General features: G+C 64.9%; 15 protein-coding genes. 6 read left to right on the plus strand and 9 right to left on the minus strand.

Going from position 1 to position 19,393, the window contains the following annotated elements:
- Position 1: 1 nt before the first annotated feature.
- The 3 genes from GGD65_RS10735 to GGD65_RS10745 form a co-directional block, all read right to left on the minus strand.
- Positions 2–1,012, minus strand: a complete 1,011-nt coding sequence (locus tag GGD65_RS10735; protein ID WP_183235254.1) for a branched-chain amino acid ABC transporter permease — start codon at positions 1,010–1,012, stop codon at positions 2–4.
- 193 nt (positions 1,013–1,205) lie between these two features.
- The gene (locus GGD65_RS10740; protein ID WP_028143759.1) at positions 1,206–2,033 is read right to left on the minus strand and encodes an AraC family transcriptional regulator; all 828 of its coding nucleotides are present in this window, start codon (positions 2,031–2,033) and stop codon (positions 1,206–1,208) included.
- Between the two features lie 125 nt (positions 2,034–2,158).
- Positions 2,159–3,409 (minus strand): ABC transporter substrate-binding protein, encoded by a 1,251-nt coding sequence (locus GGD65_RS10745; protein ID WP_018318059.1) that lies wholly within the window; start codon positions 3,407–3,409, stop codon positions 2,159–2,161.
- Positions 3,410–3,638: 229 nt separating this feature from the next.
- Between GGD65_RS10745 and GGD65_RS10750 the strand changes: the two genes are divergently transcribed.
- A complete protein-coding gene (locus GGD65_RS10750; protein ID WP_183235255.1) occupies positions 3,639–4,496 on the plus strand; it encodes an SDR family oxidoreductase in 858 nt (285 codons plus the stop codon).
- A 99-nt stretch (positions 4,497–4,595) separates the two neighbouring features.
- Here the strand turns inward: GGD65_RS10750 and GGD65_RS10755 are convergent, their stop codons facing one another.
- Positions 4,596–5,111: a ferritin-like domain-containing protein gene (locus tag GGD65_RS10755; RefSeq protein ID WP_018318057.1), complete on the minus strand. Its 516-nt coding sequence runs from the start codon at positions 5,109–5,111 to the stop codon at positions 4,596–4,598.
- An 87-nt stretch (positions 5,112–5,198) separates the two neighbouring features.
- Here GGD65_RS10755 and GGD65_RS10760 point away from each other — a divergent pair, with 87 nt between their 5' ends.
- From GGD65_RS10760 to GGD65_RS10770, 3 genes are all read left to right on the plus strand, one after another.
- Positions 5,199–5,393, plus strand: a complete 195-nt coding sequence (locus GGD65_RS10760; RefSeq protein WP_018318056.1) for a hypothetical protein — start codon at positions 5,199–5,201, stop codon at positions 5,391–5,393.
- Between the two features lie 125 nt (positions 5,394–5,518).
- Positions 5,519–5,701 (plus strand): hypothetical protein, encoded by a 183-nt coding sequence (locus GGD65_RS10765; RefSeq protein ID WP_183235256.1) that lies wholly within the window; start codon positions 5,519–5,521, stop codon positions 5,699–5,701.
- Between the two features lie 296 nt (positions 5,702–5,997).
- The gene (locus tag GGD65_RS10770; RefSeq protein WP_183235257.1) at positions 5,998–8,319 is read left to right on the plus strand and encodes a molybdopterin guanine dinucleotide-containing S/N-oxide reductase; all 2,322 of its coding nucleotides are present in this window, start codon (positions 5,998–6,000) and stop codon (positions 8,317–8,319) included.
- A gap of 124 nt (positions 8,320–8,443) precedes the next feature.
- Here the strand turns inward: GGD65_RS10770 and GGD65_RS10775 are convergent, their stop codons facing one another.
- Positions 8,444–9,430 (minus strand): helix-turn-helix domain-containing protein, encoded by a 987-nt coding sequence (locus GGD65_RS10775; protein WP_183235258.1) that lies wholly within the window; start codon positions 9,428–9,430, stop codon positions 8,444–8,446.
- Positions 9,431–9,761: 331 nt separating this feature from the next.
- Between GGD65_RS10775 and GGD65_RS10780 the strand changes: the two genes are divergently transcribed.
- Positions 9,762–12,644, plus strand: coding sequence for a winged helix-turn-helix domain-containing protein (locus GGD65_RS10780; protein WP_183235259.1), 2,883 nt, complete (start codon positions 9,762–9,764; stop codon positions 12,642–12,644).
- Between the two features lie 66 nt (positions 12,645–12,710).
- Here GGD65_RS10780 and GGD65_RS10785 read toward each other — a convergent pair whose 3' ends face one another.
- The 4 genes from GGD65_RS10785 to GGD65_RS10800 all read right to left on the minus strand — a co-directional run bounded on the left by GGD65_RS10785 (position 12,711) and on the right by GGD65_RS10800 (position 18,332).
- Positions 12,711–13,652 carry an alpha/beta fold hydrolase gene (locus GGD65_RS10785; RefSeq protein ID WP_183235260.1) on the minus strand — a complete coding sequence of 314 codons (942 nt, stop codon included), beginning with the start codon at positions 13,650–13,652 and terminating at the stop codon, positions 12,711–12,713.
- 102 nt (positions 13,653–13,754) lie between these two features.
- Positions 13,755–14,456, minus strand: coding sequence for a type 1 glutamine amidotransferase domain-containing protein (locus tag GGD65_RS10790; protein WP_183235261.1), 702 nt, complete (start codon positions 14,454–14,456; stop codon positions 13,755–13,757).
- Between the two features lie 176 nt (positions 14,457–14,632).
- Entirely contained in the window at positions 14,633–15,340 is a 708-nt protein-coding gene (locus GGD65_RS10795) for a hypothetical protein (protein WP_179735882.1), read from the minus strand.
- A gap of 118 nt (positions 15,341–15,458) precedes the next feature.
- Positions 15,459–18,332 (minus strand): winged helix-turn-helix domain-containing protein, encoded by a 2,874-nt coding sequence (locus tag GGD65_RS10800; RefSeq protein ID WP_183235262.1) that lies wholly within the window; start codon positions 18,330–18,332, stop codon positions 15,459–15,461.
- Positions 18,333–18,662: 330 nt separating this feature from the next.
- Between GGD65_RS10800 and GGD65_RS10805 the strand changes: the two genes are divergently transcribed.
- On the plus strand, positions 18,663–19,334 hold the full coding sequence (locus GGD65_RS10805) for a sensor histidine kinase (RefSeq protein WP_183235263.1): 672 nt from the start codon (positions 18,663–18,665) through the stop codon (positions 19,332–19,334).
- Positions 19,335–19,393: the final 59 nt, after the last annotated feature.

Here is a 19,393-nt window from a genome sequence, read left to right on the forward strand (position 1 = left end):
GTCAGCGCCTCGCCAACAGGCCTTGCGGCCGGATCGCCAGCACCAGCACCATGATCAGGAAGGTCACGACGATGGCATAGGTCGGGATGTAGACCGAGCCGAGCTGCTCGGCGAGGCCGATGATCAGCGCGCCCAGCGCCGCGCCGGGGATCGAGCCCATGCCGCCCACGATCACGACGACGAGGGAGGCGAGCAGGAAGCGGATGTCCTCGCCCGGGGATAATGACTGGAAGGTGCCGCCGACGACGCCGGCAATGCCCGCAAGTCCCGCACCGAACGCGAACACCGCGACGAAGACGAGCTGGATGCGCACCCCGGTCGCGGCGAGGATATCGCGGTCGTCGACGCCGGCGCGGATGATCATGCCGGCGCGGGTGCGATTGAGCGCGAGCCACATCGCCACGCCGATCACGACGGAGGCGGCGAAGATCACCAGCCGCACCAGGGGGTACCGGAGATAGACCGGCTCGCCCGATGATTTGATCGCCGTGACCAGCGGCAGCTCGATGGGGCCGATCAGCCAGTTCGGCGTCTGGATCTGGTAGAAGTCGCCGCCACAGGCCCACAGCATGAGATCGGCGAACACGATCGAAAGCCCGATCGTCACCATGGTCTGCCTGAGGTCCTGGCCTTCCATCCGGCGGAACACGATCAGCTGGAGCAGGACGCCGACCAGGGCGGTGAGGATGAAGGCGACGATGAAGCTGAGCAGCCAGGAGCCGGTCGCCGTGCTGATGGCGTAGCCGACATAGCCGCCGAACAGATAGAGCGAGCCGTGCGCGAGGTTGACGTTGCGCATCAGGCCGAAGATCAGCGTGAATCCGCTGGCGACGAGGAAGTAGAGTCCCCCGAGCGTGATGCCGTTGAAGACCGCGTTGAGGAAGACGCGCTTGCGGCCGATGGCCTCTTCGAGGCCGGGCGGCCAGACCGCGAAGACCAGCCAGAGCGCGACGGCAATGGCAATGATCGAGATCAGCGCCCAGGCCGGGTGGCGTTCGACAAAACGGCTCATGTGCGCCACCCGCTTGGCCAGGGCGCATCCCGAAGGTCCATCAAATACAGGTCAGGCAGCCTTGCGCCGGCCGCTAGCCTCGCCATGAACGTGCGCTCCCGTCGGTCGCGACCCTCTTTCGGGATCGCGTTGCCCGCATCCTAGCGGGGCTGCGAGGACGACGTTTGATTGTGAGTATCTTTTCGTGGCCCACTCAGGCGCGCAGAATCTTGGCCGCGCGACGATAATCGGTCGGGGCCATTCCCACATTGGCGGCGAAGAAGCGGGTGAAGCCGCTCTGCGACGAGAAGCCGAGATCGAAGCCGATATCGGCGATTGGCGTCTCGCTGGCCACGAGCGCTTCGAGCGCATGTTCCATGATCAGCGTGTTGAGATAGAGGTTCGGCGTCACGCCGGTCTGGACGCGGAACAGCCGGTAGAAGTGCGGTCGCGACAGTCCTGATTCCCGCGCGATCGTATCGAGCTCGATCTCGGCGCCGGGGCTCTCCGACATCATCTTGATGCATTTGCGGACGCGGAAATCGGTGACGGAGCCGTTTGCGCGTGGATCGCGCGCGATCTCCGCCTGCTGCCAGCTTTCGTCGTAACAGATGTCGATCAGCCGCCGCAGCTCGGAATCCAGGCTGGAGAGTGATGGTGCGCCGCACACGAGCGCGGCCGTCCGCCTGATGTGCTTGTCCAGCGCCGGCGTGCGCCGGAACTGGGTGCGGCCGAAACGCATCCGGTGGGTGCCGGAGGCATCAGGCGCAAACCATTCGGCGTTGACATAGAGCACGAAGAAGATCGCGCCGCCGTCGAGATCGGCGGGCAGGAAATTGTGCGGCTCCCAGGGATTGACCGCGACGACGGACGTCTCGTTGAGATCGTGGTGTCCCTCGGAGACGTCGATGCATGCGGGCATGCCGCCAACATGGAAGATCAGGTGACCTTCACGATGGGCGTGAATATTGAAAGGGCGGTTCAACTGATAAACCGTCGCCCGGCCGAACCGGCCGTGGAAGACGGCGAGCGCACGGCTCATGCCTTCCCCTCCCGAATGTTCTTGTCTTTTCGCTCAGCGTTCAACAACGCCGACGAGATTGCAAGAGCGGAGAGCGACCGCGTCAGCAAGTCGCTCCCCGCGTTGCGCATCGCAGGGGTGATGCGTCAGTATTTCTTACATTCCGGCACGGTGCGGCTCGGCAGCCCGATCTTGGAGAATACGGCCGGGTCGTAGCCGAGGGTCTGGTTCACGTTCGGGATCACCTTCACGACCTTGCTGAACAGCGCGCCCTTGCCGTCATCGACAACCTCGGTGACGAAGTTGGTGCCGATCGCCTGGCGGTTGGAGTCGAGCTTGATCTTGCCGTTCGGCGCGTCGATCTCGATCTTGGCGAGGGCTTCCTTGTACTTGGCCTGGTTGTTGGAGAGATCGCCATTGACCTGACGCAGCGCCAGGATCAGCGCCATGGTCGAGTCATAATAGTTGGTGGCGAGCAGCGACGGGCTCGGGAAGCGTTTGTTGGGCGGGAAAGCGTCCTGATAGGCCTTCACGAATTTCTGCCAGCCCGGATCCTCCCAGGTATCGGCCTGGCCGCTCGCCGCGATGGTGCCGACCAGGGCGTTCTTGGCGTTGCCCTTCGACGACAGGATGGTCTGGTCGATCATGATTGAACCGCCCATCAGATGCGCCTTGCCGCCGGCCTGCTGGTACTGGTTGAGGAAGTTGACGGCATCGGCGCCGCCAAGCCCGAGATAGATCGCGTCGACATCGTCGGGCAGTGCGGCGATCACCGAGGCGAAATCCTTGGTGCCGAGCGGCACCCATTGCCGGTTGGTGACCTGTCCGCCGGCGCCGCAGAACTCGAGCACGAGGCCGAACACCTGCGTGTAGATGAACGAATAGTCCTCGCCCACGGTTGCGATCTTGCGATACTTCTTTTCCTCATAGGCATATTTGCCGAGGCCGACCTGCCACTGCGCGCCGTCCATGTTGTAGCGGAAGAAGTTCGGGGCGGGATCGACATAGGTCGTTTCCTGCGCGCCGGAGGCCGCGTTGATGAAGGTCAGCTCGGGATGGGTTTTTGCGAAGTTCTTCACCGCGATGCCCTCGTCGCCGGAGAGCGGCGAGAGCAGGATCTGCACCTTGTCCTGCTCGATCAGCTTGCGCACGGCGCGTACCGCGCTGTCCGGCGTTGCGTCGGTCGAGGCGACGATGAATTCGAGTTCCTTGTCGCCGACCTTCTTGCCCAGGACGTTGAGGGCCGTCTGGTGGCCGCGCATGCCGTCCTCGCCGAGCACCGTGTACGTGCCTTCGAGGGTTGCGGTTACGCCCACCTTGATCTTTTCCTGGGCGATCGCTGCGCTTGAAAGAAACAAGCTGCTCAGCGCGAGCAGTCCCACACTGCATTTCGACATTGTGCTCCTCCCTGTGTGTCGTCTTTTGTCGCCGCGTGGCTCTCGGCCCGCGGCTTTGATGGGAAAGCTAACCGAAGTCGGATGCGGTGCATGCGTTGGCGCCCCCTTTGGTTTGACGGGCAGTCTCATTTTTGAATGGTGCGGCGCAAATGGTTTCGCGGTGCAACAGACGGTCACAGGAACGCTTCCGGCGGGGCTCCGTTAGCGGAGCAAATTGCTGGAGTTGTCCATGATCGAATACCCCAAGCCGCCTTATCCTTCGCAACAGCAGCCGATGCCCGGTTCGACGCGTGCGATGAATCCACGTCCCGATCATGGCGAGGAGAGTTACAAGGGCGCCGGACGCCTGGCCGGGAAAAAGGCGCTGATCACCGGAGGCGACAGCGGAATCGGCCGCGCGGTTGCGATCGCCTATGCCCGAGAGGGCGCCGACATCGTCATCTCCTATTTGAACGAGGACGAGGATGCAGCCGAGGTCAAGGCGCTGGTGGAGCAGGCCGGACGCAAGGTCGTCCTGATTCCCGGCGACATCAGCAATCCCGAGCACTGCCGCGGCATCGTGCGTCGCACCGTCGACGAGCTCGGCGGCATCGATATCCTCGTCAACAATGCGGCCCATCAGGCCACGTTCAAGGACATCGCCGACATCAGCGACGAGGAGTGGCAGCGTACGTTCGAGACCAACATCCACGCCATGTTCTATCTGACCAAGGCTGCGGTCCCTCATATGAAGCCGGGAGCTGCGATCATCAACACGGCGTCGGTGAACTCGGACATGCCCAACCCGACCTTGCTGGCCTATGCCACGACCAAGGGCGCCATTCAGAATTTCACGGGTGGGCTGGCCCAGATGCTCGCCGAGAAGGGCATTCGGGTCAACGCCGTCGCTCCAGGTCCGATCTGGACGCCGCTGATCCCGTCGACGATGTCGGAGGAAAGGGTCAAGAATTTCGGCAAGCAGGTCCCGATGCAGCGCGCCGGCCAGCCGGCCGAGCTCGCAACCGCCTACGTCATGCTGGCCGATCCGCTCTCGAGCTACACGTCGGGGGCCACGTTGGCCGTCACCGGCGGGAAGCCGTTCATCTGATTGGATGCGCCTCGTCAGCGTCTGCGACGTTGAGAGCAGCGCAAGAACCGTGGCGGCGCCGGAGGCCGGGCCGCCGCCACGTCCTGGCCAGCAGATCGATCAGGCGGCGTTGGACGCCTTGGCGTTGACTCCCTTGCGGAGCGCCACCGTGTTCAGCTTGGTGTTGGCCGCCTTCTCTTCGTTCAAATTGGTCGTAAGGAAGCGCACGATGTCGTCGTGGCCGAGCTCTTCCGCCCAGGCGATCAACGTGCCGTAGCGGCAAATCTCGTAGTGCTCCACGGCCTGCGCGTTGGCCACGATCGCGGCATCGAGCACGGCCTTGTCCTCGATCTCGCCGGCGGTCGCGTCGGCTTCCTCGATCAGGCCGTCGATGGCCGGACACTGCGTGCCGCTGGGCTCCTTGCCGAGCTTGGCGAACACCTTGTCGAGCCGTTCGACCTGCTTGTTGGTCTCGTCCAGATGAGCCTTCAGGCCGGCGGCGAGATCCCTGTTGGTCGCCTTGTCGATCATCTTCGGCAGCGCCTTCAGGATCTGCTGCTCCGCGTAATAGATGTCCTGCAGCCCGTGCAGCAGCAGGTCTTCCATCGATTTGATGTCCTTGGTGAAGAATCCCATAAAAGACGCCTCCTTTTCACAATGATGACACTGGAACGCTGCGCGGCCGCAGCTGTTCCATTCCGGTGTGCAGATCGGGAGAGCCGAATGAGCGATGGAATTGATCATCTTGCAGGCCTGCTCGGACGCGCGGCGATGGACGTGTGGGGCGACATGCCTCGCGACATCCAGGAAGCGCTGTTCGAGTCCGCCATGAAGGGACGCGAGAGCGAGCGCGAGGAGCTCGCACGGCTGCTGCACGAGCGCCATCCGCGCACGCTTCATCCGGCCCGGCCGGGATGATGCAGCGGGTGGAACGATCGTACGCGCCGCTGATTGGTAAACTGAGTGACGCGTCGCCGAATGGTTCGCATGGGGCCGCGGGAGGCGCATCGCTCGACCGTTGGAAAATTTGTGAGTCGATCGCCGTGACTGAGGTAAACATCGGAAAATGGTACGACCCGATCTCGGAACGGTGGATCGTGCCGCGTGAAGCGCGCGCCACCGCCGGCTATGGTCAGTCCGGCGCCGAGAAGGTGCCGGAGAGCCACGAGAGACGCGAGGCGCAGCGGATCTGGGAGCTGTTGGTGGATTGCTGCGCAGGTGAGTGATGCCGAGCCTCAGGCGGATTTGGGCCGAAGCCAAACTGTCGTGGTCCCCCCTTTAAGCGCCCGTCGAATAGTTGTGGTCAGATAGATCCCGGGCGCTCCGCGGCACCTTTGAAACCGCTTTCGTTCCTCGCGGTGCGGCCGACAGCTCCGGGCTTGGGCGAACGCCTCCTGCAACGACTTCTGGCATTGCGGGGCAGCCCAGCGTTTCCGTCAACGCTGATCTCGACGACCGCACGATCGGATCGGTATATTACCACCCCGATTAGCAGGCCGGACGCCGGAACAAGGATCACGCGATGGACGATACGATTGGCTTCCCCGATCCCGGTCTAGACCTGTCGGATGGCTTCAAGCCGCACACCTCGCATTGGGGCGTGTTTTCCGCGCGTCAGGGCGCGGCCGGGCTTGAGGTCAGGGCCTATGCGGGCGACCCCGATCCGAACGGCATCATCGACAATTTCCCTGGTGCGCTCCGCCATCAGGCGCGCATATCCCAGCCGGCGATCCGCCGCGGCTGGCTCGAGCGCGGGCCGGGTCCCGACGATCGCCGCGGCCGCGACGAATTCGTCTCCGTGAGCTGGGAGAAGGCGCTTGACCTGCTCGGCGACGAGCTGTCGCGCATCCGCGATACAAGCGGGCCTGGCGCTGTGTTCGGCGGTTCCTATGGCTGGTCGAGCGCCGGCCGCTTTCATCACGCCCAGAGCCAGGTGCATCGCTTCCTCAACATCGCGATGGGCGGCTATGTGCGCTCGGTGAACTCCTATTCCTCCGGCGCGTCCTCGGTGCTGCTGCCGCAGATCCTCGCCGGCTACGAGGACATTACCAAGCGCAACGTCACCTGGGAGCAGATCGCCGATCACACCGACATCGTGCTGGCCTTCGGCGGCATGGCGCTGAAGAACTCCATGGTGGCCGGCGGCTCGATCAGCAAGCATGTCGAGCGCGGCGCCATGGCGGCGGCCCGCAGGCGCGGTTGCGAGTTCATCCTGGTCAGCCCGCTTCGCGAAGACCTGCCCGTCGAGGCCGGTGCGGAGTGGATGACCTGCATGCCGAGCACCGACACCGCCTTGATGCTCGGCCTCGTCCACACGCTGGTCAGCGAAGGCCTGCACGACCAGGCCTTCCTCGATCGCTACACCGAGGGATGGCCGGCCTTCCTGCGCTATCTCACCGGCGAGAGCGACGGGCAGGCAAAGCATGCCGAATGGGCCGCCGCGATCTCAGGCGTCGAGGCGGAGACGATCCGCAAAGTCGCGCGCCGGCTCGCCGGAAAGCGCGCACTGATCACCGTCTCTCATTCGCTGCAGCGCGCCGAGCATGGCGAGCAGCCGGTATGGATGGGCATGGTGCTGGCGGCGGCGCTCGGCCAGATCGGCCTTCCCGGCGGCGGCTACGCCTATTCGCTCGGAGCGATCGGCTATTACGGCCGCCGCGTCAACGACGTGCCGGGGCCGACGCTGGGGCAGGGCCGCAACGGCGTCGCCGATTTCATTCCGGTGGCGCGCATCGCCGACATGCTGCTCAAGCCGGGCAGCACCTATCGCTACAATGGCGAGACGCGGACCTATCCGGACATCCGCATGGTCTACTGGGCTGGCGGCAATCCCTTCCATCATCACCAGGACATCAATCGCCTGCGCAAGGCGTTTGCGAAACTCGATACGTTCGTCGTGCATGAGCTTGCCTGGACCGCCACCGCCCGTCATGCCGACATCGTGCTGCCGTCGACGATGACGCTCGAGCGCGAGGACATCGGCTATTCCAGCAACGACCCCCTCATGGTGGCCATGCACCGGATCGCCGAGCCGTTCGGGCTTTCACGCGACGACTACGACATCTTTGCCGATCTCGCCGATCGTTTGGGGGCCCGCGAACCCTTCACCGAGGGACGCACGTCGCGGCAATGGCTCGAGCATCTCTACGAGCCGACCCGCGCCTCGCTCGCCAAGCGTGGCCTGGAAGCCCCTCACTTCGACGAGTTCTGGGCGCGCGGCAGCCTGGTCGTGCCGCAGCAGCCCGATGACGGCGGCCGGCTGCGCCGCTTCCGCGAAGATCCGGTCAATCACGCGCTGCCGACGCCGAGCGGGCGCATCGAGATTTTCTCGCAGAAGATCGCCGGCCATGGTGATGCGGATTGTCCGGGGCATCCGGTCTGGCTCGACAAGACCGACATGCCCAGGCCCGGGGCGCCGTGCTTCCTCGTCGCCAACCAGCCGGTGACGCGGCTGCACAGCCAGCTCGACTTCGGCGGGCATTCGCTTGGCTCGAAACATCGCGGCCGCGAGGTCGCGCGGATGAACCCGCGCGATGCGGACGCGCGCGGCATCAAGGACGGCGACATCATCCGCCTGTTCAACGATCGCGGTGCGTGCCTTGCCGCGGTCCACGTCACCGACGGCATCGCGCCCGGCGTGGTGCAGCTTCCGACCGGCGCCTGGTACGATCCGATGGATCCGGAAGACGAGGCGCCGCTCTGCGTTCACGGCAATCCGAACGTGCTCACCCGCGACATCGGGACCTCGTCGTTCGCGCAAGGCTGCACCGGGCAGCTGACGGTGGTCGAGGTGGAGAAGTTCACCGGTAATCTGCCGCCGATCCGCGCGTTCGATCCGGTGTAGGGTGTCGTAGCTCCGATGGAGCGCAGCGTTGCGCCAAGAAAATGGGGCCGTCCTGTGTGGGAGCAGGGACGGCCCCGAGAGGCTCGCCGGCCCCGGGAGGAAGAGGGCGCGAGCCGCCGGATGCCTAGGCCGCGGCGCTGGCGGTCCAACCAATCTGCGGGGAAGGACGACGCCGTAGCGGCGCTTCGACCTCGAGCCGCTCACCCCTGCTGGCGAGGCGCCAGCGTGCCGGTGATTGACCGCTGATGCGTTTGAACACGGTCGAGAAATGCGCCTGCGTGCTGAAGCCCACGGCAAGCGCGATCTCCGCCAATGGCCGCTCGGTGGTTGCAAGCAGCGTCTTCGCCTGCTCGGTGCGGTGATTGAGCAGATATTCGCGGGGACGGTAACCGGTCGCGGCGCGGAATTGTGCCGCGAAGTGCATCCGGGACAGGCCGGCGACATTGGCAAGCTCGGACAGGCTGATGCCGCGGTGGAAATGATCGGCGATATATTGCTCGACACGCCGCAGCCGCCATTTCGGCAAGGCATTGACCCTGGCGCGCGGCAACTCGATCCGGGTGAGATGCATCGCCAGGGTCTGGCCGATGCACTGTGTGAAATGCCGGTCTGCGGCATCACTTTGCTCGATCAGCGCCTTGGCAAGCTCGGCGGCGAGCGGATCGCGCAGCAGCACGAGGTCATTGAGCCCGTCGGCCGCCACGACATGGGCCGGAAGATGATCCGTGGAGATGTGGACGTGCAGGAAGGCGCATGGCGACTGGAATTGCACGCCGAGAGATTTCGATGGAGCCGTGACATAGAGCGTCCCCGCCGGCATGGTGCCGTCGAAAATGATCTGGCGGTCCCGTGTCAGCTTCGCGCGCGTGGTCTTCAGGGCGATGCCGATGAAATAGCGATCGTCCGGCGTCGTCGTTTCGTGCGACGAGCTGCTCCGCGAGTCCTCCCATCGCGAGATCGTGATGTCCTGGATCGCGCCGTCCACAGTGCGATCGATCTGACGCCAGTGGCTCTCCCGGGCGATCACCTGCGTCGGGCGAAGAACCTCGTGATCCCGCGAGCCGGCCGGAAAATCGATCCAGGCATGGGCCGCGTGCAAATTGTTCGACATCGCTCGTCCTCTCCTGGCTCTGCCGCGGTTTGCAACGACCGGCAAACGCGCAAAGCCAATGCTGTCCATGCTCGGAGGATAGGCGTGAGCTGGCCAGGACGCCCGTTAGTGGTGATTAGGATCTGTTAGATTTTGTGCGCGTGCACCAGGTGCGACAGCCCGCCGCAGACGTTTGATTAAGTCCAATTTGTCAGAGATTTGCCCGGCTGCCCCTGTTTGAGGGGACGTCAACGAGCATCGCGTGGCGCGCAGGCCCTTCGCTGGACCTCGCATCGGTGCCGGGTATAGTCCCTGCGCGTTTCGAGGAAGCAGTCGTCAAGATGAGCAAGATGTGACCGACCTCTCGGCAGGACATGGCTCCCGCAGCGGCGGCGCCGGAACAATCCTTGATCTCGATGCCGTCTCGTTCGGGCCGTTCTCGCTGCGGTCGCGGCTGCTGGAGAAGGACGGCGTGCCAGTCAAGCTCGGCAGCCGTGCGATGGATATTTTGCGCCTGCTCGTCAGCCGTGCCGGCGAGGTGGTGCCAAAGAACGAGATCCTCAGCTACGCGTGGTCCGGCCTCTCCGTCGAGGAGATCAGCCTGCGGGTTCATGTCGCGGAGCTGCGCAAGGTGCTCGGCGACGGCAAGGACGGCGTCCGCTACATCGCCAACATTCCGAGCCGGGGTTATTGCTTCGTCGCGCCGGTGCAGCGTGGTCCACGCGCGGAGCCGCCGTCGCTCACGTCGCGGCCAGCCGAAAAGGCGACGTCGTCACCGTCTCTGCCGCATCGTCTGGACCGGATGGTCGGGCGGGACGAAATCGTGGCCGAGCTGGCGCCGCGCTTGCTCCGCGATCGTTTCGTCACGCTGCGAGGGCCTGGCGGCATCGGCAAGACCACCATTGCCGTCGCGCTCGCGCATGACCTGTGCGACAGGTTCGAGGGCAACGTCCATTTCCTCGAATTCGGACCGCTCAAGGACGCCGCGCTGGTGGCGAGCACGGTTGCCGCCGCGCTGGGTCTCGTCGTGCATCACAATGATCCGAGTGGCAGCATCGTCAGTTTCCTGCGCGGGCGGCGGCTGCTCCTCGTTCTCGACAGCTGTGAGCACGTCATCGACACGGTCGCGCGTCTCGCGGAAGACATCTATCGCGAGGCGCCCGGCGTTGCCATCCTCGCCACCAGCCGCGAGTCGCTGCTGGTGGCCGGCGAGCAGATTTTCGAGCTTGCTCCGCTGCCCGGCCCGCCGCAAGGCACGCGCCTCAGCGCCGGCGAGGTGCTGAATTATCCGGCGGCGCGCCTGTTCGTCGACCGCGCCAGTGCGGCGGGGCACCGCGACGATCTCACCGACGAGGATGCGGAAGTCCTGGTGCAGATCTGCGGCAAGCTCGACGGCATCGCGCTCGCGATCGAACTTGCCGCCGCGCGCGTCGGGCTCTACGGGCTGCGCGAGATGGCGGCGCTGCTCGACAGCCGCCTGCAGCTCGAATGGCGCGGGCGGCGAACGGCGCCGCCGCGGCAGCAGACGCTCGGTGCCACGCTCGACTGGAGTTTCGGCTTGATCGGCGAGAACGAGCGCAACGTGTTCCAGCGGCTCGCGGTCTTCGCAGGTCACTTCACCCTGAAAGGCGCAATAGCGGTGGCGGCCGAGCAGGAAACGCCGGAGGAACGCGTCATCGACGCGCTGGAGCAGCTCGTGGCCAAGTCGCTGGTGTCCTCGCAGCCGGACGGCGCATCGCGGCGCTATCGCCTGCTGGACGCAACGCGTGCCTATGCCATGCAGAAGCTGGCGGATGGCGTTGAGGCAAGCGTCATCGCGCGCCGTCACGCTTGCTATGTTCAACGCACGCTCGAAGCCGGCCTGACGGCGCAGGGTGGAAGCGGCCAGATGTCCCGCTCGCAGGAGCGCGCGGGCCTGCTCGCCGATGCCCGCGCGGCGCTGGCATGGAGCTACGCCAACGATGACGGCGCCGACTTGCGCGTGCCGCTTGCCGGCAGTTGCACGAGCCTGTTCGTCGAGCTGAATTTGCTGAACGAGGCGCGCATCTGGTCCGATCGCGCGCTCGCGATGCTCGACGACGCCGATCGTGGCGGCCGATGGGAGCTCGAGCTTCAGTCAACGCTCGGTCACGCCTTCATGTTCACCGAGCGCAACAGCGAGCAGGCGGAAGCGGCGCTCAGGCGCGGGCTGGAGATCGCGCAAGCGCTCGGCGACCACGCCAACACATTCAGGCTGCTATCGCGACTGAACATGTTCTATCGCCGGACCGGCGGCTACCGGCATCTGGTGCCGACTGCGCGTCACGCCGAGCGGATTGCGCGCCTGATCGGCGATACCGCGGGCATTGCCGGCAGCAAAGCGCTTCTCGGCGTGTCCTATCACCTCGCCGGCGACCAGGCCGAGGCGCAAGCTCATCTCGACGAGGGCATGCGCGACGACGCGGCGCTGCGGGGCACGCAACCCGGACATTTCGCCTATTCGCGCACGCCGCAGATTCCGCTGGCACGCGTGTTGTGGCTGCGCGGCTATCCCGATCGCGCGCTCGAATGCGTCCTCCCGCTCGTCGGCGCTTCAGCGCCGCGCGACGTGGTCATGCATTGTATCGCGCTGTGCTGGTCCGCCTCGGTGTTCGGTTGGGTCGGCGACTGGTCCGCCGTCGAGACCATGAGCGCTCGCCTGGCGACGCATGCGAGTATGCACGGGCTCGTCCCCTATGAGGCCGTTGCGACCGGCTTTCGGGCGCAGACCATGATCGCCCATGGCGAGGCCATTGGCGGCATCGACTTGTTGCGGAGCGTGCTTCCGCGTCTGCACGCGGATCGCTACGAGCTCTATATGTCGGCATTCGCCGCGGATCTGTCTTCCGGGCTGGTCTCATTGGGGCGCTTGGCGGAAGGCGCTCAGGTCCTGCACGAAACCATCGGCCGCGTCGAGCAGGAAGGCGGCGCCTTCGACATGCCGGAGCTGCTGCGTCTGCGCGGAGAGCTCGAGGTACAGAGCGGAAACCTCGACGCGGCCGAGGCAAGCCTTGTCGCATCGGCGGAGCTCGCCGAGCAGCAGGACGCACTATCCTGGCGGCTGCGCACCGAGATGTCGCTGGCGCGGCTGCGCGAGCGACAGGGTGTGCGAGATCCGCGCCAACAGCTCGCCAAGACCTATGCGCGGTTCACCGAGGGGTTCGACACCGCCAATCTCAGGGCCGCACGGCTCATGCTGAATCCGCCTTCCGCCTGATCAAGCCGAACAGCGGCGGCGCCTCCGCAGCGATCCGCCACCCGGTTGCTGTCAGCCCTTGTGTCCCTACAGTCGCGCAAGGAAGCCGCGAACGAGCGCAGCGATTTCGTCGGTGGCTTCATCCAGCGCGAAGTGCCCCGCTTCCAGGATGTGAACCTCCGCATCCGGAACGTCGTCGCGATAGGCCGAAGCGCCGGCGACCGCGAACGACGGATCGTATTTGCCCCAGACCACCAGCGTCGGCGGCCGGGTCTTGCGCAACCATTCCTGCCATTTCGGATAGGAGGCGACGTTGGTCCGGTAGTCCAGGAATAGCGTGGTCTGGATCTCGGCCTGTCCCGGACGCGTCAGGAAGGCGTATTCGTCGGTCCAGGTATCGGGGTCGTAACGTTCGGGGTGCGGGCTGGAGCCGAGATGCCGCTGGCGCGTCGCCGCCAGCGAGGTGAAATTGGCCTTGAGCGCCTCGAGCTCGTGGGCCGGATCGGCCCAATATCTGCGACGCGCCTCCCAGAGCGAGCTCAAGCCCTGCTCGTGCGACACGGCATTCTGGATGATGATCCCGCGGACACGTTCAGGATGCGCCAGCGCCATGCGGAAGCCGACCGGGCCGCCATAGTCCTGCATGAACAGGACGTAGTTGCTGAGACCGAGCTTCACCGTAAGCTCGCCGATCACGCCGGCGATGTTGTCGAACGTATAGTTGAAATCGGACGGCGGCGGCGCGCTGCTGTTGCCGAAGCCGGGATAGTCCGGCGCGATCACGTGATATTTGTCGGCGAGCAGCGGCAGCAAGGGCTCCCACATCCGCGACGAGGCCGGAAAGCCGTGCAGCAGCAGCACGGTCGGGGCGTCGGCGGAGCCGGCCTCGCGATAGAAGGTCTTGAGACCGCCGATATCGATGGTGTGATAGCTGATCGAGCGCCGGCTCGATCGCAATTCCTGTGCCGATGCCTGTACGACGGCGCAGGCCATTGCGGCGGAGAGGGCGAGTGCGGCTGGAATGCTCATGTCGTTGCTCTTGCATGTAGCGTGAGGATTTGTAGGAAGTGCTGCCGCGGCGTCGGGAGCCGCCAACTCAGGCATCTCCCGAGACATGGCCGCAGCCAGGATTTACGAAGCCTTCGCCATCGGCTTGCCCGCGAGAGCAGCCAGCAGGGCCTGCGCGGCCGGACCCGACGAGTGCGGGTTCTGGCCCGTGATCAGCAGGCCGTCGCTGACGACATGAGGCGCCCAATTGGCCTTCTTCGAGAAGGTGGCGCCGAGGCGGAGCATCTCGTCCTCGACCAGGAACGGCACCACCTTGGTGAGGCCGACTGCTTCCTCCTCACCATTGGTGAAGCCGGTCACCTCCTTGCCCTGCACCAGCGGCTTGCCGTCCGGCGTCTTGACGTGGCGCAGCGCGGCGGGGGAATGACAGACGATCCCAACATGCTTGCCGGCGGCAAAGAAGGACTCGATGAGCTTGATGGAGTTCGGGTCTTCGGCGAGATCCCACATCGGGCCGTGGCCCCCGGGATAGAACAGCGTGTCGAAGTCCTGCTGCCTGACGCTGTCGAGGCGAAGGGTCCTGTCGAGCTGCGCCTCCGCGGCAGCGTCCTGCTCGAAACGCACCGTCAGGTCGGTGCGGAATTCGGGCTCGTTGCTCTTGGGATCGAGCGGCGGGCGGCCGCCCTTGGGCGAGACCAGCGTGACCTCCGCACCGGAATCCCTGAAGATGTAGTAGGGGGCTGCAAGCTCTTCGAGCCAGAAGCCCGTCTTGCGTCCGGTGTTGCCGAGCTGATCGTGGGACGTGAGAACCATCAGTACCTTCATGACTGTCTCCCTGAGGGCGTTCGTATGTTGACGCATTCCACGCGCGTGGTTGCGTCGCCTGGGTTTCGTTCGAGCACGTCATTCGTTGCTCGCAAACCCAATCTGCGCTCAAGGCGGGCTGTTGGCTCGTTATGTATTGTTAGGCGTTGAGAGCGGCCATGTCAGCCGTACCGCCGCTATTCGAAGACGGCGTCGAAGATCTCGACGTCCATCAGCACCGGCTTGGCAATCACGGTCCCATCGGGCCGCAATGTCTGCGCGCGCCGAAGGGTCGGCACCACGATGCCGCCGAAGCTGTCATGTGCCCAGGAGGAGTGTGCGACCTTCATCCCGAAGAGATCGTGATCTGTCCGCCGCTGCAGGGCGCTCTCGTCGAAATAGAAGATCTGCTCGGGCGCGAGCGTCATCAGGTGAGCCGGGAAGCGTGCCCGCAGCCGTCGCCAGGTTTCGGCATTCTCCTGCCAGGGCGACAGCTCCTCGATCACGACATCGGGGTGGGCAAGCAGGAATGGAATCGTCAGATAACTCCAGATCGCGACGCCGCAGAAGAAGACGAGATGCAGTTCATCGGCCAGCGCGGGTGGATCGACCTCGGAAAATGCAAGGCCGGGATTAGCCCAGGACCGCAGGACCTCACCATCCAGGCTCTCGATCGTGATCGCATCCGGTTGAAAGGAGCCGGAGTGCTCACCCCCGGTGATGCCGGTGAAGCGCACCGATTGCGTCCGGGTCGAGCCTTCCGCGGTCACATCCTTGAATTCCCGGGCGTGGCCGGCACTGGAGAACAGCGTCCCGCCAACGGAAAGGTGGAGCGTGAACCGGTTCAAGCTGTTCCAGCGGGCCATTCCGCCGCTGGCATCGATTACATCGTCAAGAAGCGCCATGTCCCGCCACATCCACCGTGCAGTATCTCCACCATGGCGGGGCGCATGCGGCTTGGCGTGTTAGAAGTTGTTAGGAGTTGCGAGCGAGTAGCATGGCAGTATCTCGTTGAAGATACTCTCAATTCGGGGTGTCCAGCAGCTCCCTGGCAGCGATCAGATCGCGGGTCTGCAGGCCCTCCTGGTAGCGCGCAACGAGGGGGGTGAGCAAAGCGCTAGCGTCAGCGGCCTTGCCGGCCCGCTCCCAGATGCGGCCGAGGCTGATCGCCCCGCGAAGCTCCCAGCCGACCGCGGATTGACGCCGGGACAGATCGAGCGATTTGCGCAAGGTGCTCTCCGCCTCTACAGCGTTGCCAGACCCGGCGAGGATGTCACCCTTGATCCTGAGCATCTCCGGCATGTCGAAGGATTCGCCGTGATCGGGAATCTGGGCGATCGCCTCGTTGATCGTCTGCAAGGCCTCGTCGGGCTGGTTCTGGGAAGCGAGCCCCTCCGCGAGCGCCGTCGCAAACACCGTCGTCATGATGCGGTGCCGTGTCGCGTACAACGTGGCCTGACTGCGCCGGAGGTGCTCGATCCCGGCCGCGACGTCGCCGCGGCGCAGCAGCAACTCGCCCTTCTGGCCGATGCCGACCGCGTGATAGGGGCCGAGGAAGTGCCGCGCGGAATGATCGATCAGCCGCTCGATCAGGATTTCGGCACTGGCCCAGTCGCCGACCCAGAGGAACACGTAGATCGTCCAGATCAGGGAGATGCCGAGGGTGAGCGGCTGCTCGAGCAGCTCGGCCTCGCGCACCGTGTATCTGGCTACCTCGACCGCTCGCTCGGGCCGGCCCGTGAGCCAGAGCCCGCGCGCCAGCGCAACCAGCGCGACGATGCGGTCGTCATAGCCGAGATGCCCGATATTCAGCCGTTGCGAGCCGGGATTGTGCACCATCGCGCTTTCGCAGAACCGAACCGCCTTGTCCTGGTTGCCGATCAGATGATGCGCGACGCCGCGCATCCAATCCACGTTCAGCGTGGCGGCGGAATCATTCAGTTTGCGCGCAACGCCCTCGCCCTGTTCGCTGGTCTCGAGTGCGCCGTGAAAATCTCCGACCCTAGTGAGGTAGATGTGCAATCCGCGCAGCAGCCAGAGCTGCCAATGCAGGTCCTCGAGCTGGCGGGCAAGCTCGAGACTGCGCGTGAAGGCCGACCGGACCGCATCCGTATTACCTTGCGTGAACATCACGGAGACGCCGAGCGCGGCCTGCAGGGTCATCTCCTGCCGGCTGTCCACGGCGCCCGTGTCGAGGGACGCCAGCGCCTGCTGGGTCCATCGGTAGCATTCCGTCAGCAATGTCAGTTCGAGGAAGAACTGCGCGGCCGAGGCCGCCAGATCCACGCCGATCGTCCGGTCGCCGCCGTCCGAAAAGCTGTAGGTCAGCGCAGCCCTGACATTGGGCAAATGGTCGGCATAGGGAAGGAAGCCGCCCGCGCTCTGCATGCCCGTGGATTTCAGCGCAATGTCGCGCAGGAAATCACGGAAATATTCGGCGTGGGCGTGCGCGACGCGGTCCGCTTCGCCGTTCTCGACGAGCTTGTCCGCCATGAAGGCGCGGGTGGTGTCGAGCAGGCGATAGCGCAGCCGCCGCTCCGCCGGCGAGGTCGCGATCAGGGATTTGGAGAGCAGGTTCGAAATGGCTTCCACACCTTCGCCCTCGCTGAGGCCCTGGCAGGATGCGATCGCAAGCGCGGCTTCCAGCGTGAACGGCCCGACGAACACCGACAATCCGCGCAGGGTCGCGCTCTCGGTCGGCGGCAGCAAATCGTAGCTCCAGGCGAGCGCCGCGCTCAGGGTCTGGTGCCGCGGAATCGCGGTGCGCCGTCCCCGCCACAGCAGCGAGAAGCGGCTGTCCAGCAGTGATGCGGTCCCGGCAATGCCATAAGCGTTGACACGTCCGGCCGCGAGCTCGATCGCCAGGGCGATGCCGTCCAGCCGTCGGCAGATCTCGGCGACGAGCGGCGCATCCTCCTCGGTGAGCTCGAATTCGCTCAGGCTCTCGGCAATGCGTTCCACGAAGAGCTGGCTTGCGGGATAGGCAAGGATGTCGGCAATGCCGAGGCCTTCGCGCTGCGGCGGGCAATCCAGCGGAAACAGCCGGTGGACGCGCTCACCTTCGGTGCGAAAGGATTCGCGGCTGGTGGCCAGAATATGCAGCTTCGGCGCCTCGCGGACCATGCGTTCGGCCAGAGGGGCGAGTTCGTCGAGGATATGCTCGCAACTGTCGAACACCAGCAGCATGCGCCGGCTGCGCAAGACCGTCAGCAGGCTCGGCACGGGATCGTCGGCATTGACGGTCAGGCCCAGCGCGGCCGCAATGGTGCCGGGAACGAGCCGGACATCCGTCAGCGCGCCGAAATCGACGAAACATACCTGGTCATCGAAGCCGGCGAGCTCGCGATGCGCGACGGCAAGCGCGACCGACGTCTTGCCGATCCCGCCCGGGCCGACGATTGTGACGAAGCGATGCTGGGCAAGCTCGGCCGAGATCTTCTCGACCGCATCGTTCCGCCCGATCATCTTGGCGAGCGGCGCGGGCAGCGAGCGGGGCGAAGCGTCGGGCAGGCTGGTCCGGCTCTCCGAAGCCGCAGCCCGGAGCAGCGGGGCCGCGAAGCAATAGCCGCGTCCGGGGACGTTGATCACGTAGCGGGAGCCTTCGCCGGCATCGCTCAAGGCCCTATCGTTCAAAGCCTTATCGTTCAAAGCCTTGCGCAACGTCGTGATGTGGAAACGCAGGCTGCCTTCGTCGACATTCACGTCGGCCCAGATGCTCTTGATCAGCTCCCGCTTGTCAACGACCTCACCCGCACGCTCGGCGAGAAAAATGAGGATGTCGAGCGCACGGCCGCCGAGGTGAAGCGGGACGCCGTCCTTCTCGAGCAGCCGCGACTTCGTGAACAAGCGAAATGGCCCGAAGGCAATGACCGAATCTTGCTCGTTAGTGTCCGGCACGGGCCAACAATTCCAGTGAAAAGGCTGAAGTCTGCAGTTTTGGTCTAACAGAACGAGACGTCCAGTAAACTGGCCGAAAGTGGCGAAATCGCGTGGCGATCATCGCAATCGCCTGATCACGCGAGGAGCGTCGCAAATCTAACTTAAACGCGAGTGGTCCAGCGAGCGATCGGGACAATCCGGCAATGCGCTGGACCGCGATGGCGGATCCGGATCTCGGTCGTCGCGACGGTGATCATAACAGAATCTTGCAACGTCTAACGAGCAAAGCACGCGAACAGCATCCAGTATGGCATTCGCGTTAGATGCAATTTTCAACGGGAGGCTATGATGTCCGCGATCGGCGCTCGGCCGAACGACCATGTCGTTCGATCTCAATTTGTACCCGGCCTCGATGATCAGTCGCGTGACTGGGAGCTCGTGCTGCGGGAATCCCACCATCGCATGAAGAACACGCTGACGCTGCTGGGTGCGTCAGTCCGTCGCGATTTCACGCGCGCGGGCACGGGCGATGTGTCGCTGGCGGTGGACCGGTTCGAGCGGCGCATCGTCGCCTTCGGCAGGCTCTATCAACTTCTGTCCGATCATGACGATCTGCCGTTGGTCTCCGCAGCGGCCTTCTTCGAAAGCCTGTGCGAAGCGATCTCCGAGGCTGTGCTGGAGCCGGCAGGCATCCGCTGCGAGGCTGCAATCGAAAACGGCTCGTTGCCGGCGGCGCAGTGTCATCGGCTCGCGCTGATGCTGACGGAGCTGGTCACGAACGCGGCAAAGCATGCCTTCCCGAGCAAGAAGGGTGCGCTGATCCGCATCGGCCTGGCCCGGCGCGGCGGCGCCTGGCTCTGCACGGTGGCCGACAACGGCATCGGTGCGACCGGTCCGCTCCAGGGCACCGGCAGCCGGATTCTCGAAGGGCTCGCACGCAGCATCCAGGCGCGGCTGCGGGGCGAGGCGGGCATTGGCGGCACCCGGGTCACCATCGTGATGCCGATCGCTGCGGCGTGAGCCCTCCCTCACAACGGCTAGCGGACTCTAACACCCCATAACGGGTAAAAATCTCTCGT

The organism is Bradyrhizobium sp. CIR18, from assembly GCF_014198295.1.
Lineage (GTDB): Bacteria > Pseudomonadota > Alphaproteobacteria > Rhizobiales > Xanthobacteraceae > Bradyrhizobium.